This is a genomic window from Virgibacillus sp. W0181 (genome assembly GCF_051846915.1).
GTDB lineage: Bacteria > Bacillota > Bacilli > Bacillales > Amphibacillaceae > JBPYCR01.
Genome location: NZ_JBPYCR010000004.1, coordinates 1 through 14,190, shown reverse-complemented (window position 1 = coordinate 14,190; position 14,190 = coordinate 1). Strand labels below are relative to the sequence as shown.

Annotated in this window: 14 protein-coding genes; 4 read left to right on the top strand and 10 right to left on the bottom strand. The window is 38.9% G+C overall.

Translation table 11 applies throughout. The features are described from left to right. Window positions 1–3: 3 nt before the first annotated feature. A complete protein-coding gene (locus tag ACLIBG_RS03125) occupies window positions 4–708 on the top strand; it encodes a LutC/YkgG family protein (protein ID WP_439311257.1) in 705 nt (234 codons plus the stop codon). A 130-nt stretch (window positions 709–838) separates the two neighbouring features. Here ACLIBG_RS03125 and ACLIBG_RS03120 read toward each other — a convergent pair whose 3' ends face one another. The 7 genes from ACLIBG_RS03120 to ACLIBG_RS03090 form a co-directional block, all read right to left on the bottom strand. After that, complete coding sequence (locus ACLIBG_RS03120) at window positions 839–2,050, bottom strand: dicarboxylate/amino acid:cation symporter (protein ID WP_439311256.1); 1,212 nt, start codon at window positions 2,048–2,050, stop codon at window positions 839–841. Window positions 2,051–2,075: 25 nt separating this feature from the next. Then, entirely contained in the window at window positions 2,076–3,284 is a 1,209-nt protein-coding gene (locus ACLIBG_RS03115) for a threonine synthase (protein ID WP_439311255.1), read from the bottom strand. Between the two features lie 197 nt (window positions 3,285–3,481). After that, complete coding sequence (locus ACLIBG_RS03110) at window positions 3,482–4,825, bottom strand: hypothetical protein (protein WP_439311254.1); 1,344 nt, start codon at window positions 4,823–4,825, stop codon at window positions 3,482–3,484. Window positions 4,826–4,962: 137 nt separating this feature from the next. Next, on the bottom strand, window positions 4,963–6,315 hold the full coding sequence (locus ACLIBG_RS03105) for a TRAP transporter large permease subunit (protein ID WP_439311253.1): 1,353 nt from the start codon (window positions 6,313–6,315) through the stop codon (window positions 4,963–4,965). A 122-nt stretch (window positions 6,316–6,437) separates the two neighbouring features. Beyond that, window positions 6,438–7,103, bottom strand: coding sequence for an aspartate/glutamate racemase family protein (locus tag ACLIBG_RS03100; protein ID WP_439311353.1), 666 nt, complete (start codon window positions 7,101–7,103; stop codon window positions 6,438–6,440). Between the two features lie 113 nt (window positions 7,104–7,216). Next, window positions 7,217–8,380, bottom strand: a complete 1,164-nt coding sequence (locus tag ACLIBG_RS03095; protein WP_439311252.1) for an NAD(P)/FAD-dependent oxidoreductase — start codon at window positions 8,378–8,380, stop codon at window positions 7,217–7,219. A 53-nt stretch (window positions 8,381–8,433) separates the two neighbouring features. Further along, the gene (locus ACLIBG_RS03090; protein WP_439311251.1) at window positions 8,434–8,787 is read right to left on the bottom strand and encodes a (2Fe-2S)-binding protein; all 354 of its coding nucleotides are present in this window, start codon (window positions 8,785–8,787) and stop codon (window positions 8,434–8,436) included. Between the two features lie 253 nt (window positions 8,788–9,040). On the opposite strand from ACLIBG_RS03090, the gene dpsA reads away from it, so the two are divergent. Further along, window positions 9,041–9,913 (top strand): dipicolinate synthase subunit DpsA, encoded by an 873-nt coding sequence (gene dpsA / locus ACLIBG_RS03085; protein ID WP_439311250.1) that lies wholly within the window; start codon window positions 9,041–9,043, stop codon window positions 9,911–9,913. 86 nt (window positions 9,914–9,999) lie between these two features. Here dpsA and ACLIBG_RS03080 read toward each other — a convergent pair whose 3' ends face one another. Then, entirely contained in the window at window positions 10,000–10,677 is a 678-nt protein-coding gene (locus ACLIBG_RS03080) for an MgtC/SapB family protein (RefSeq protein WP_439311249.1), read from the bottom strand. A 202-nt stretch (window positions 10,678–10,879) separates the two neighbouring features. Here ACLIBG_RS03080 and ACLIBG_RS03075 point away from each other — a divergent pair, with 202 nt between their 5' ends. Next, entirely contained in the window at window positions 10,880–11,731 is an 852-nt protein-coding gene (locus ACLIBG_RS03075; protein ID WP_439311248.1) for a DMT family transporter, read from the top strand. Between the two features lie 267 nt (window positions 11,732–11,998). Next, on the top strand, window positions 11,999–12,151 hold the full coding sequence (locus tag ACLIBG_RS03070; protein ID WP_439311247.1) for a hypothetical protein: 153 nt from the start codon (window positions 11,999–12,001) through the stop codon (window positions 12,149–12,151). 57 nt (window positions 12,152–12,208) lie between these two features. Here ACLIBG_RS03070 and ACLIBG_RS03065 read toward each other — a convergent pair whose 3' ends face one another. Both ACLIBG_RS03065 and ACLIBG_RS03060 read right to left on the bottom strand, forming a co-directional pair. Then, a complete protein-coding gene (locus tag ACLIBG_RS03065; RefSeq protein ID WP_439311246.1) occupies window positions 12,209–12,442 on the bottom strand; it encodes a hypothetical protein in 234 nt (77 codons plus the stop codon). Between the two features lie 244 nt (window positions 12,443–12,686). Then, entirely contained in the window at window positions 12,687–14,147 is a 1,461-nt protein-coding gene (locus ACLIBG_RS03060; RefSeq protein WP_439311245.1) for an IS1182 family transposase, read from the bottom strand. Window positions 14,148–14,190: the final 43 nt, after the last annotated feature.

The window sequence follows — 14,190 nt, the reverse complement described above, 5'->3', positions numbered from 1 at the left end:
GAGATGACGATTAAAAACCGAAGCAGTTTTCTCGATCATGTAGCAAAAAATCTTGGACGCTCGCCCCGCACAAATCAAGTGAAAAAGCCGTTATGGACTGTGGCTCCACAATGGGAAGTATATAAAAATTATTCCATTGATAATTTAGTTTCTGTACTGGAAGAACAATGCAAAGCAATCCATACTGATTTCAGAAAAACGCCGATGACCGACTTGCCTGCAGTTATAAAGGAAATAATACAGCAATATGATGGAAACTCTATCATCGCCGCTGAAGATGCACGTAATGAACAGTATGGTTTAACGAAAGTTTTCCAAGAATTAAAACAACACGGAAAAGAAATGCATGTTTGGGATCCTAAGCTGGGAAAAGATAATCAAATCATTGCAGAGCGAGCCGATGTCGGTATCACGTTCAGCGATATCACATTAGCAGAATCAGGAACGGTTACATTATTAAACAATGAAAACAATGCACGAACAATCAGTCTGCTACCAGAAGCATATATTGCGATTATCCCAAAAAGCACCCTTGTCCCTCGTTTAACACAAGCAGCCAAACAATTACACGAAAATGTGCAGCAAGGAGAAAATACCCCCTCCTGTATCAGTTTTATATCCGGACCAAGCAACAGTGCAGATATTGAAATGAATTTAATTGTCGGCGTACACGGCCCGGTTAAAACAGCTTATATTGTCGTTGATTGATCGACATCTCGTGTAAATAATTCGTGTAGTGTATTGCATGTTAGGCACCAAAAGGGTATCCAATGAGAACGGATACCCCTGCTTTTATTTTTTAAAATGTTTACGCGTTCATGCTATTTAAGTCGCCACTTTAAGCCGAACTGTTTGCAGGATCATTGTGCTTTTTTTCTGATTGGTCAACAATTAAACTAGCTGAAGAATCTCCGACAATATTAACTGACGTTCGAATCATATCAAGGATACGATCAATACTTGCAACAAGCGCGATTCCTTCGAGCGGCAAATTGATAGCCGTTAATACCATCGTCAGCATAATTAGCCCCGCTCCTGGCACTCCTGCGGCACCAATCGATGCGAGTGTGCCGACAAGTGCAACCATGAGCAACTGGGAAAACGAAAGACTGACATCAAAATACTGGGCGATAAACATAACAGCCAGACCTTGATAAATTGCTGTACCATCCATATTAATCGTTGCTCCAAGTGGTAAAATAAAACTACTCGTCTCCTTGGATACGCCAAGATTTTCCTGTGTATTCTTCATTGTAACCGGCAACGTCCCAGAACTGCTTGCTGTTGTGAAAGCTACGGTCGCAGCCGGGAATATCCCTTTCAAAAATTGTACAGGATTCATTTTCCCAAAAGATTTTACTGCAGTCGAATAAACAATTGCCACATGAACAATTGCCGCAACTGCCATAGCCAAAATAATCTTAATAAGCGGTAGCAAAACGGAAATTCCATAAGCTCCCACGATTGGCGCAAGCAATCCAAAGATCCCAATCGGAACAAGTTTCATAATGATGCTCGTAATTTTATACATAATTTCTGATAAACCTTCAAAAAAACGCTGAACAGGTAATGCCTTTTCACCAACCATCGTTATGGCAAGGCCTATAAAGATCGCAAAAAAGATGATTTGCAGTATAGAACCAGTCGTTAATGACTCTAGCGGATTAGTTGGGATAATATTTAGTAACGTTGTAATGACACCTTCCGACTCCGCTACTTCCACTGTTTCCCCTTCAAGGGTTACACCGGTATTTTTACCTGGTTGAAAAACAAAACCAGCCATTAGCCCAATACTTATCGCAAACATACTCGTCGCAAGGAAATACAAAATCGTCTTCCCGCCAAGACGTCCAAGTTTTTTAATATTTCCGGCACTGGTGACTCCAACGATAATGGTGGATAAAATAAGTGGCACAATAATGAATTTAATCAGTCGTAAAAATAAATCACCTAATGGCTCAACGAATACAGCCTTTTCACCAAAAATTGCACCGACAATAATAGCAAGAATAAAAGCAATGACAATTTGCCATACAAATTTCCGGTCCATTACAGCATTCCTCCTTGTTGTTTTATTAACTTTTTGAAGAAGATGGATATACTGAAGAATCAACTTGCACCGTATCTGGATATTTAATCCCTGCCCCTGTATTCAGGACAACAACCGTTTCGTCTGCTTTAATCCAGTTATCCTCTCGCAATTTACGAGTGGCTGAAAAAGCTGCTGCACCCTCTGGACAAATAAATGCACCTTCCCTCGTTGCTACCTCTTCCAATTCACGTCCCATTTCACGATCACTTACAGCAACAGCGCATCCTGCCGTATGATATATAGCATCCAATACGAGAAAATCACCAAGTGCTTTTGGTACATTAATGCCAAAAGCAATCGTAGTCGCATCATGCCAAAAATTCGACATCGATTTTTTCTCTTCCCACGCTTTAACGATCGGCGCACACCCCTCCGCCTGAACAGCTACTAGACGTGGAAGCTTATTATCTCGGATCCACCCAATTTTTTGCAATTCCTTCATAGCTTTGTAAATACCAATAAGTCCTACACCGCCACCCGTCGGATAAATGATAACATCAGGAATATTCCATTGTAGCTGCTCCATGATTTCCAGTCCCATCGTTTTCTTACCTTCAATGCGATATGGTTCTTTTAATGTTGCAGCATCATACATCTGTTCATCACGAACTATTTGCCCAGCAATTTTGCCTGCATCGCTGATCAATCCGTCCACCAATAACAATTCTGCCCCGGATACAATGCATTCCTTTTTCGTAATGTCTGGCGCATGAATTGGCATAACAATTTTTGAAGCAATTGATGCTCTTGCTGCATATAGCGACCAGGCTGCTCCAGCATTACCATTTGTTGGCATAACGATTTGTTGTACGTTTAACTCTTTCGCTTTTGAAATGCCAACTGCCGCTCCACGTGCTTTAAATGTTCCCGTCGGAAGCAGGCTTTCATCCTTCATATAAAGTTTGTCGATTGCCAGCGTTTGGCCAATATTTTTCATCGGCACAAGCGGAGTCATTCCCTCACCCAATGAAACAATCGATTCCTCCTGTTTTACGGGAAGCAACTCATGATAACGCCATAAATTGTTTTGCCTTTCAGTTAGTTTTGATCGCTTCCAATTGTTCCGCAATGCTTCCAAATCATATGCAACTAATAACGGAAAACCACAGCTGCATAAATGCCAGATCGATTGGTGCTCATAATTCAACGAACACTTCGAACAATACAAATGAGAAATATAACTAAATGCCAACACGTGCCCCTCCTCTTATTTGCAAATTTCCCTATTCCTCCTTTCTTAACTGAAGAAGCAAGTCCTCGTTCATATATATGCTTCAAGACTTCCAGTTATTAAGAAAAGAGCCACGAAAGACAACGAAATTGAATAATCAACGATTTTAGCAATAAAAAAAGAACCAGGGGATTCCTGATTCCTTGTAGTTTGGTAATTTAAAACCAAAATAATTGAATAAAATAAATAACAGTGGAGTGTACACATGTAATGACGAATGCGTACAATAAATTCCAGCGCAATATAATTTTAAAAACATTTTCTTTTAACAAATTCGATATAACAGTTATAACTGGCGTAATTGGCGAAACCGTCGTCGAAACTGCCCAGGAACTAAGCAACATCATTGCCATTGTAATGACATGAATTCCCAACTGCTCATACGATACCGTTGCAATAATTGCACTAATCGTCACAATCTGATGAATTCCAAGAAATGATAGAACGGCAATAATAGCGATGGTGAAAAAAATCAATAGAAAGATTGAAGTGTCAGCTAATTTCCCCCACCATGCATTAAAATAATTGGCAATTGTTGTTTTGGATAGGACAACCCCAAAGAATCCAGCTGTCAACAGCAAACTTATCTCATTTGCCCGTGTTGACAATATATCTTTCCGATACCGTCTAACCTCTTGCACAAATCGTTTCGGTATTCGTAAATACATGCTCCATAACAAAGCAAATACTAATACAATCAAGGAGATAAGAACACTTGCGTTCAACGGGATAAACGGTTCAAATAAAAATATAAAACCAGTTAACAACAAAAGTACGGCAAATAACTCGTATATTTTCCTAGGGTTTTTTGAAACGCCATTCTCTATATCCGGAATTGCGACATGTTTCATTTCAACAGTCCGAAAAATAACAAAGGCTGTAAGAATTTGAAACGCACTCAAAATAAATCCATACGGCAAAAATTGATGAATTGGTATTTGCAGCGAGTACACAACGAGAAAAACCGAAGCGAAATATGGTGCCCACGTATGAACTGAGGTGAAACCGCGCACATACACTCTACCCAACAAATTATTCGGCAGATGCAATTTTCCTAGCATGGAATGAATAATGTACAAAGAACCCACATTGGTAATCGGACCTAACAATGAAAACAAGCCGGAAATAAATAAGTATAACATATGCGGTTTTTTACTGAATCGAGCCGTGAACTGCGCCAAATGTTCGTGATAATTTCCCAAGCCTATAGGAATGCCCAAAATCGGAACAAGCATAATGAGAACGACGAGAGGTAGGTTTTTATTAATACCCTCTATCCAAATGTCTACGGGAACCTGCTTATACAGCAGAACCACGCTGCCAACTATGACCATAATCGTACCAAAAATCTTTGGCAGACCTTCACTGTAAATTAAGCTGAGAATAATCACTAGTGACGATAGAATCATATAAATAATAGATCCATAAGCAAACGGAATCAACTGACCAATAATAAAGAATAAAATAAGTACAATAACTAATAGATTACTAATCTTCTTCAATCCAAATGCTCCTAATAGTCAATATAAAATTAGCTGCAGCAGGAAGTACAGGCTCACTAGCCACTATCTCCCTGCTGCTTGATTTAAATGATACAACGATTAGTGTGAATAGACAAATAACTACCCATTTAAAGCGCTTAAATGAACCAAACGATTAACCCGACAATTAGGAAGTAAAGCGAGTTTGGTAGCGCTAGAAACATAACCTTAATCGGATCGACCTCTTTACTTAATATTCCACCGATCAGTCCACAAACAACAAATGCCGTCAATCCAACCGGTGGCATATTCTGGCCGGCAGCTGCTATGTGGGAGGCACCAAGCGCAATCATCGTTGGATCTACGTTCATATTTTCCAAAATCGGCCCTAAGAAGGTAATATTAACCGATTGTGCTGTCGTTTGGGAACCGGTCAGCATTCCGACAATTACAACCGACAATGCCCCACCGATTTTAACCATAGAGGACGCTAAACCTTCCGCCATAAGGGCAACTTTATCAATTAAGCCGGATGCATAAAACACACCAACCATCACACCAGCACACAATTGAATTTGCACCGTTTGACTAACCTTCGACAAACCACCCTTAATAACACCCTTTGTATTCTTTCGAACGGAAGTAAAAATAAAGCTTACGATGATTGCCACAACAATTGCAGTCACAACATGGAATGTAACACCTTGAACAATCGGTATTTCTTTAAGCGGCTCCAAAACAGCTGTAAAAATAACCCATTCTGCAAATATATTATAGTCGAATAATGTATTGGCAATTACAATGGCAACCAAAACAGCGAGCGGAATTAATGTGATCCACCGCTCTTTCAATATGTCAAAAACGGACTTGGTCGTCTTTAAATGTTCCGGCATTTTTTTACCGCGAACAAACCGAAATGATTCTAATATGGCAAAAACTGCTCCAAGGGTAACTGTTAAATAGGCAATTTTAATAACTGGATCAGGATCCGTATCAATAAGTGATGCGGATAAAAATACCCCTTGTGTAATCGGAGGCATAATCGACCCAATGGAGGCACCAACCAAAATAATCATCCCTATTTGTTCTGGTTTGATCTTTAACTCATAGAGAGAATTTATAACGAGAAACCCAATAACGGCTGATGCAGCAATGGCATCACCAAGAAATGATCCAGCAATGATCAATGTAATAAATACTGCAGTAATTAATCCTCTAGGCGAATTACCAAAAGCCGAACGAAGGGTATTTAATGTTGTATCCATTGCGCCCAGCTTCACCTGGGACTCGGCATACAGTGAACCGAAAACGGATAGCATAATAACCCAAGAAAGGCGGTCAATACCATCAATAAATGCCAGAAGGGTCTCCCCTGGTCCTAGCCCGGAAATAATTGCTGAGGAAATGGCCGCAACAAGTAAAGCGACTTTAATATTCCCACCTATTTTCGGAATACTTTTTACTAATGCGATAATAAATAATAACAATAAAGGTATAATAATTTCAAACATCACATCATCTCCTTAACTTTATTTAATATTTAACTTTTGAATCTATGTTTTGCCTATTTGTTCGTCTTTTATTGAATTGAATAAATGCCGCTAAAATATTGAATTAGTATTTCTTCATTTATTTAAACAAGTTGATACATATAATTAACCAACGTAGTAATATCAAATATTGGTATAGACGTTACTTCCCTTATCGCTTCTTTATAAGGAGGCATATTTGTACATTCTAGTACAATTGCGCGTACAGTTGGGTTGTTTTTTATTATCCGTTCAATTACTTGTTTCATTTCTTCTCTAACTAAAGCTTCGTCCAAGGTGATTTCTTCTTTAATAATTGCCCCCGAAAAAGCTGGCATATCGTCCATACCTTCAACAATCAATTGAGACTTATGTGCATGTACGCCTCTTAAGTGTGCCTCCGATAAATTTCCTTTTGAGGCTGTAATGACAGCTATAGGTCCTCCTGCAACTGACTCAGCAAGAGGAATTTGCAACAGACTAGATGAAAAGAAAGGGACGGTCAGCTGTTCCTGAATTTCTTTTTGATATATCGCTAGAAACCCGCAGCTCGTTGTAATAGCTTTAATCCCTTCTTCCTCCAATTCCTTTGACGCTTGAATGAATGGTTCCAATAATGTAGGATCCGCTTCATTAACCACACGGGAAATGCTTGCTCCCTGGATCTTTTTATATACAACCGGAAAAGGAAAAGTTTGTTGATTGCCAATGTCTCCTACCGGTCTATGAAACTGTGTATCCAACATTAGTATTCCTATTTTTGCAGTCATCATTTTTGATCAAGCCCATAGGCAGATAGCAACACCCAACCACCCTCTTATTCAAATTTTTAAAGCGTTGTCATTTTTGTGATTTTTCATTTCTCTTTAATAATTACTCAATTTTATTTCACTCGTACTTCTGTAAAGCGGTCTAACGTCAGCGGCGCGAGTAATTCATTTTGTCTACCAGCAACTAAGTCGGCTGTAAGTTTTCCTGTAATCGGAGCGAGTGCAATTCCATCTCCTTCATGACCCGCAGCTATGAAAAAGCCTTCTACTTCAGGTACTTCATCGATAATTGGCAACCCATCCCCAGTAAATGGTCGAAAACCAACCATTGTTCGAATTAACCGAACGTTGTTTATTGAAGGAGCAATTCGTGTTGCATGTGCGGCAATAGCTGCGAATAATTCCGGTGCGACATTTTTATCAATCCCAACAAACTGTCTACTACCACCAATTAATAAATTTCCGCTTTTTGTTTGCCCTAGTGAAAGCCCAATGCCAAAAGGCGGGACATCCTGTTCGTCACTTGAGAGGTGTTTTGCCGCAATATACTGCGAACACAAAACATTCCCACTAACCATTGGTTTGGTTCGTTCGGAAATAAGAATAACGCCGCGACGAGGCTGTATCGGCAAATCTACGCCCGCCATACGTGCAATGCCTGTGGCAAAAGGGCCAGCAGCATTAACAACGATTGGTGTCGCTATCTTTCCTTGGTTCGTTTCGACACCAGTTATCCTCCCTTTTTCTGTATGAATGTCTATTATTTCCGTATGCGTCTGCAATGTCACACCTTTACGCTTTGCTGCAGTTGCAAAAGCATAACTCAATAGTAGTGGATTAACTTCTGCATCATCCTTGCAATAAGTTGATCCAACAATATGTGGTGCAAAGCATGGCTGCTTATCTAAAGCCTCCTCTCTGTCCAGCATCTGTACATGAATACCTGCCTTATTTTGATTTTCAACGAAGTTTTCCATAAATGGCAGATGTGCTTCGTTCTCTATAACAATCATGCCCCCTGATTGTTTAAACTCAAAAGACATGTCAAGCTCTGCTTCAAGATTTTCATAAATATTCCTGCTTGCATGTGCTAATCGTACGGGGAACCCTGGTTTTTTGGATTGTAAAAATATTGCCTTGTCACAGGATCCTGATGTTTTCCCGCCTATTTCATCTTTGTCAATTAGCATAACGTGATCAACAACTTCCGCAAGACGAAAAGCAATTGAAGCGCCAACTACTCCCCCGCCAATAACAACAGCATCTGCTGTTTTCATTACATGCATCTCCTTTAAACATAAACTTTACTGCTAATAAGTTTAATACTGTACTATTTATTGTTTCGTGATAATTCTTTAAACGTTATCGGCCTTGCTGGAAAATTGTGGGATAGCCGGGATGCTGGTGGTGTTAGATCACTTGTGTGGACCGAAACGAGTTTTTCCAACATCGGTCGGCACGTTTTCCCCTGACAAATGCCCATCCCTGCTCTTGTACGCAATTTTAACTCTTTTGTCGTTTTGGTGCCATTTTCCAATTCATTCATTATTTCACTTAATAAAACTTCTTCACATCTACAGATGACTGGATTGCTGTTAATTGTCATAACCTCCAAAATATAATGAATAAATTCCATATCATCAATTTGTTCTTTCTGCATAATATAGTCAAAGGTGTCAATCACCTGATACTCGTTCTAAAAATTTGTTATATTCAGTTATATCGAGGTGATTATACTATAACATTCTTTCATCGTAAATAACACTTGCTGAAAATAAGACTTCTTGTAGAATTATAAAAGAGTCAGACAATAATCTTACCCAAAAAATACCTCTATTACCCACAGTCGTTTGATATAATGATAGGGCATAGACATGTACATGAATCCTTTTTCTATTTTACGTTATTATTAATCTTATTGGAAGGTGGAATTAAATATGTTTAACCATTTGAATATTCTTATAATAGGGGGCGATGAGCGTTATCTGCATGTTATAAAAGAGCTTGCCTCCCAGAAGGCGACACTTTACTTAGCTGGGTTCGATCAATTGGATTTTTCTGACGAACACATAATACATACAGATCTATCAAGCGTCGCTTTCGAAAAGCTTGATGCCGTCATTTTACCGGTTACCGGAACTACAATGGAAGGAAAGATAAAACCTACTTACGCTAATGCAGACATTGTACTCACGAAAGATATGATCAATACAACCTCTGATTCATGCGTTATTTATACAGGAGTTGCCAATTCGCACTTGGAGGAAATAACTAGAAACAGAGATTTAACCCGCATTTTTGTACGTGATGATGTAGCAATTATGAATTCCATTCCTACTGCTGAAGCGACATTAAAACTGGCTATTGAACATACGGATAGAACGGTGCACGGGGCTAACGTTTGTGTAACTGGCTTTGGCCGGGTCGGTTTTACTGTTGCTCGCTTATTCGCCAATGTGGGTGCAAAAGTAGCCGTTGCAGTTCGCAATTCAACAGATATGGCACGAATCAAGGAACTCGGTATGAAGCCTATTTCTATTAACCAGATACAATCGAACGCGCCGGAAACAGATATTATTATTAATACCATTCCTCATCCGGTAATTGATGCACAGGTCGTCAAACAGATGAATTCCTCTGCCCTCATCATCGACCTTGCCTCTGCACCTGGTGGAACAGATTTCGCGTCTGCTGAAGCGCATCGTATCAAAACGCTTCATGCCTTAGGGTTACCAGGAAAAACCGCACCTGCCACAGCTGGGGAAATTATCGCAAAGACACTCGTTTCGTTAATAAAAGAACAATTATAGACGTTTACAACCATTAGTATTTGCAAACAAGCCTGCTCCTGGATGTCGGGTTCAGGCTTGTTAATTTTTAATGCTCTCCTTCACAATTATACCGTTTCCACTTTTGCACTCTTCACACCTTTAATACCGTGAATCATCGTATAGATATCCGTAGCTGAATAGTTTTGTACTGTAATAACGGTAATTCCTAGTTGAAGGATTTTTTCCGGTAAATCTTCTATTTTTAAATTTTTAATTTCTATCTTTTTCCGATTCATTTCAGCAGTAACTTCTTCTATGTTTTTAGTTTCATGAACAAGAACAGTTAATTTCATTTCCCTAGCCCTTAATTGTTTTGGGCCAATGAACTTGAGTATGAGCGGTAAAATTTTTAAACTAAACAAAATAAAAACTGCAGCAATAATTGCTTCAAAATAAAATCCTCCACCGACTGCAATTCCAATTCCGGCAGCAGCCCAGATCACTGCTGCTGTTGTAAGACCGGAAACTGTCAAGCCTCCGCGCCTTAAAATAACACCTGCACCTAAAAAACCAATCCCGCTTACAATTTGTGCAGCCAAACGCATTGGATCGGTTCGAATATTCGCTGACGCATCTGCAAATTGCATTGCCGCGTCAATGGATACAAGCGTTAGTAAACAACTCGCTACGGAAATAACGATACATGTTTTCAATCCAAGCGGTTTATGTTTTAATTCACGCTCCAGTCCGATAATCATTCCTAGTAGCGCTGCTAATCCAAGTCTTAATAAAATCTCCTCCACGCTTCCCACCTCCTGCCGTTTTCTGTTTTACTTATTCCCTACTTATTCAAAGACTAAAATTTAAATTGCTTCTCTATTTTATAAATAAGTGTTTTTTATATGAACACGACTGACAAGTAATTTACTATCCGTTACAATTGAAAGAATAGAATGATGATTAAAATTATTTCTTTATTCGATTCTCATTATGAAAGGAGAACGCATGAATAAATTTGTATTTGGACTTTTAGTCGTAATCACTACATCTTTAATGGGGTCATCTTTTGCGATCGGGAAAATCGGGCTAATTTATTCCTCTCCCCTTCTGTTAGTGGCATTCCGGTTTACATTAGCAGGACTTATCATGGCATTTATCGTTTTAATTGCGAAACAGCCACATCCAACACGCGTTTCCCATTGGCTTAAAATTAGCATTATTGGTTTTTTTCAAACCGCTGGAGTAATGGGTTGTATTTTTGTAAGTCTGCGCATGATCACAGCCGGCGAATCATCCATTTTAACATTTGTTAATCCGTTGCTTGTCGTCATACTCGGAACCATATTTTTGAAACTTCGTTATCGCTTTTTACAATGGTTTGGAGTTTTTATCGGATTCACTGGTGTATTTATTACTTTCGGTGCGCACGTTGATTTAAAAATCGGTACACTTCTCGGATTTCTTTCAGCCGTTTCATGGGCAATTGGTACGCTCTTGATCAAAACATGGGGTATTTCTTTAAATGTATGGGTTTTAACAGCTTACCAAATGTTGTTTGGCGGACTAATTCTTTTAGCAGCGAGTTTTATTTTGGAAGATCCTTTTTTTGAAATTACTACTCCATCCATCTTAATTTTATTATGGCTAGCGATTATGGCCTCTATCGTCCAGTTTGCTGTCTGGTTCTTTTTATTGCAAAAAGGCGATCCAGGAAAAACGAGCGCATTTTTATTTCTTGCACCTTTTTTTGGAGTATTGTTCGGTTGGATATTACTTGGTGAAAAAATTGAATGGTTCGGTTATGCAGGTGGTGCACTTATTTTAGTCGGTATATTTTTTGCAAACTGGTCCAGTTGAGCACATCCCTACATGGGGAAAGGGAAAAGTGAATGAACTGCATTTCCCTGTAGATGATTTCACTTAGGAATGGATGGTTTTCTTATACTTATTCTTATGCCAATTTTAGCAATGTTATATTCTCTGCAGGCAAATGTATGAATACATATTTTCTCGGCCATGGAAAGAACTATTTGGTTCAACGTGATCCCATGCTTCTTTAATCACTGCATAATTTCCCCTAAAAACCTCAAACTATCTGTAATAGCTAATAAAAGGAGAGGGAAAATGGTTAATAAAGAAAAAGAATTTAATAATCAATTCAAGAAAAACAAACAAAGCGGTGAACACAGAAACGGGCGCAAAAGCCAATTCAAAAATCACAATAGCAAGGGCGGAGAAGAGCCAAATGAATATAGAAGTCAAATAGAAGAAGATTAAATATCCGAGATATAAGTATGTCAATATAGAAAAATCCGAACAATGATTCAAATTGCTTTATTCGAATCCGTTCGTTTTTTTCTTTTGGTTGTTTTCGTAAGTTTCGTTGCTGAACATCCATAAACTACGATGTACCTGCAATGTTGTTTTCCGCTGCGGACAGTCGCTTTCCACGAGCAACGCTTCAGCTTCCTCGGAAGCAAAAACCGCTTCCTTCGGGATCTTCAGCTGGGACTGCGCGTGAATGCTCGCCCCACCGAAAAGATTTGTTGCTTTTCCCGTAGGTGTCAACTGCCCTCCGCTTCAAACAACCATCTTAATAGTGTATTACAGCTTCTTTGTACTAATACTCATATCAAGCACTACTCTGCACGAGCGAAGGAAATACACGTAGACTCCTGTGGGAGAGCGAGGAGGCTGCTGAAAAAGTTGGCTTTATTTAAAAAATAAAAAGGTGTAAGAAAAAAGGAGTAAATTTTCATGATTATGATCAGAAAATACTTCTTTTTTTCTATTTCACAGGTGTTTTATTCACCTATTTTTGATTTATTAACTTGGTGATCCTTTTCATATTAGCCACGAATACGGTGGCGGCTCCTTGAATTTTCATGCCAATCAGACCCGAGGAATTGGCTTTTACATACCCGTGTCTGTGTTTTAATTCGCTGTTTTTAGCTTCAATTTTATAACGCTCTTTCGCTAATCGTTTGAATGCTTCTGTTTCTTGGAATGCCTCCTGAGCAATATGTTCAGTCGATTTAATTGTTACCGAATAGGTTTTTGTTTTTGCTCCATTTTTGTAACAACCATCACGCAGTGGACATACCTTACACTTTTCTACATCAAAATAATATTTTAACTGCGTATTTTTTGATGAATCATCTTTTCTTTTTTTGACTGATTTTTTTACCGCTAAATGCCCTGCTGGGCATACATACATATTTGCGTCTTTATTAAATTCGAATTCCTTTCCTCTTTCACGCTTTCCATTCGTAATAACAGGGTGTAAGCGGGAAATAAATTGTTTTTCTCTTTTTTTCATATATTTTAGATTATCTTTACCCGAATAGGCAGTATCTCCAATCACCGTATCCACTGTCATGCCATTTTTCTCGCTAGTCTCCACTAATTCCTTTAGATATTTTGTATCACTTTTTTCACCTGAAGTAACTACCGCTGCCGTAATGATACGTTCATCGGACATTGCGATATGCGTTTTATAACCTAAAAATGAATAATCAGTCGCTTTATAGCCTTTTCGAGCATCGGGATCTCCACCGTAATTCGCTTCTTCTTGAATATCATCTATGATTTCCTTTACCATATTGATTTTTTCTTTAACGACCGGCAATTGTTTTAATGGTTCCTCTTTTTCTATGACATCGATTACGGTATTCGTATACGCCAGTTCCTCTTCCAGCGAATTAGTAGTTGGCTTGGCTGGGAACTTTCCTTTAATGGATGCCTGGTGTTTATAGACCGTCTTACGCAATAATTTAGATTTTTCTTGGACATATTCTTTAGCCATTTTCGCATGGAAACGGGATGTCGTATGCGTGGCGTCTACAATAATCGTATTACTCGCCAACACCTCATGTTGCAGGGCTAACTCAACCGTCTTATCCACAAGCAGATCCATTAAGTTTTTATCCTTCAAACGTAGTCTGCGGAATTTGGTTAGAGAGCTTGAGTGGATGACAGAAGCTTCCGGAACGAGATCCAAAAAATATTTAAAAGACAAGTCATACCTAGCGCGCTCTACTAAGTCTGCATCCGACAAATCATAGATTTGTTTCAGAAGAAGATACTTAAACATTCGAACAGGCGGCTCGGCATTTCTTCCATTATCTAAACAGTATTTGTCTTTTAGCTCCTCTTCAATAAAGCTGAAATCCACTAACTCTTTCATTTGACGAAGGAAGTTATCTTTCGGAATCAACATATCGTAAAGTTCGTCGTGTGCGCTTAATGGTAATGACGGTTGTCGTTCTAACATTGGAAATCCCCACTTTTAAATATAATAAGTCTATTATAAACTA

Coding starts and splice junctions, on each gene's coding strand:
- ACLIBG_RS03125 (WP_439311257.1), top strand. CDS start 4: ATGACGATTAAAAACCGAAGCAGTTTTCTCGATCATGTAGCAAAAAAT.
- ACLIBG_RS03120 (WP_439311256.1), bottom strand. CDS start 2,050: ATGGACCGGAAATTTGTATGGCAAATTGTCATTGCTTTTATTCTTGCT.
- ACLIBG_RS03105 (WP_439311253.1), bottom strand. CDS start 6,315: ATGTTTGAAATTATTATACCTTTATTGTTATTATTTATTATCGCATTA.
- ACLIBG_RS03100 (WP_439311353.1), bottom strand. CDS start 7,103: ATGACTGCAAAAATAGGAATACTAATGTTGGATACACAGTTTCATAGA.
- ACLIBG_RS03095 (WP_439311252.1), bottom strand. CDS start 8,380: ATGAAAACAGCAGATGCTGTTGTTATTGGCGGGGGAGTAGTTGGCGCT.
- dpsA (WP_439311250.1), top strand. CDS start 9,041: ATGTTTAACCATTTGAATATTCTTATAATAGGGGGCGATGAGCGTTAT.
- ACLIBG_RS03075 (WP_439311248.1), top strand. CDS start 10,880: ATGAATAAATTTGTATTTGGACTTTTAGTCGTAATCACTACATCTTTA.
- ACLIBG_RS03070 (WP_439311247.1), top strand. CDS start 11,999: ATGGTTAATAAAGAAAAAGAATTTAATAATCAATTCAAGAAAAACAAA.
- ACLIBG_RS03060 (WP_439311245.1), bottom strand. CDS start 14,147: ATGTTAGAACGACAACCGTCATTACCATTAAGCGCACACGACGAACTT.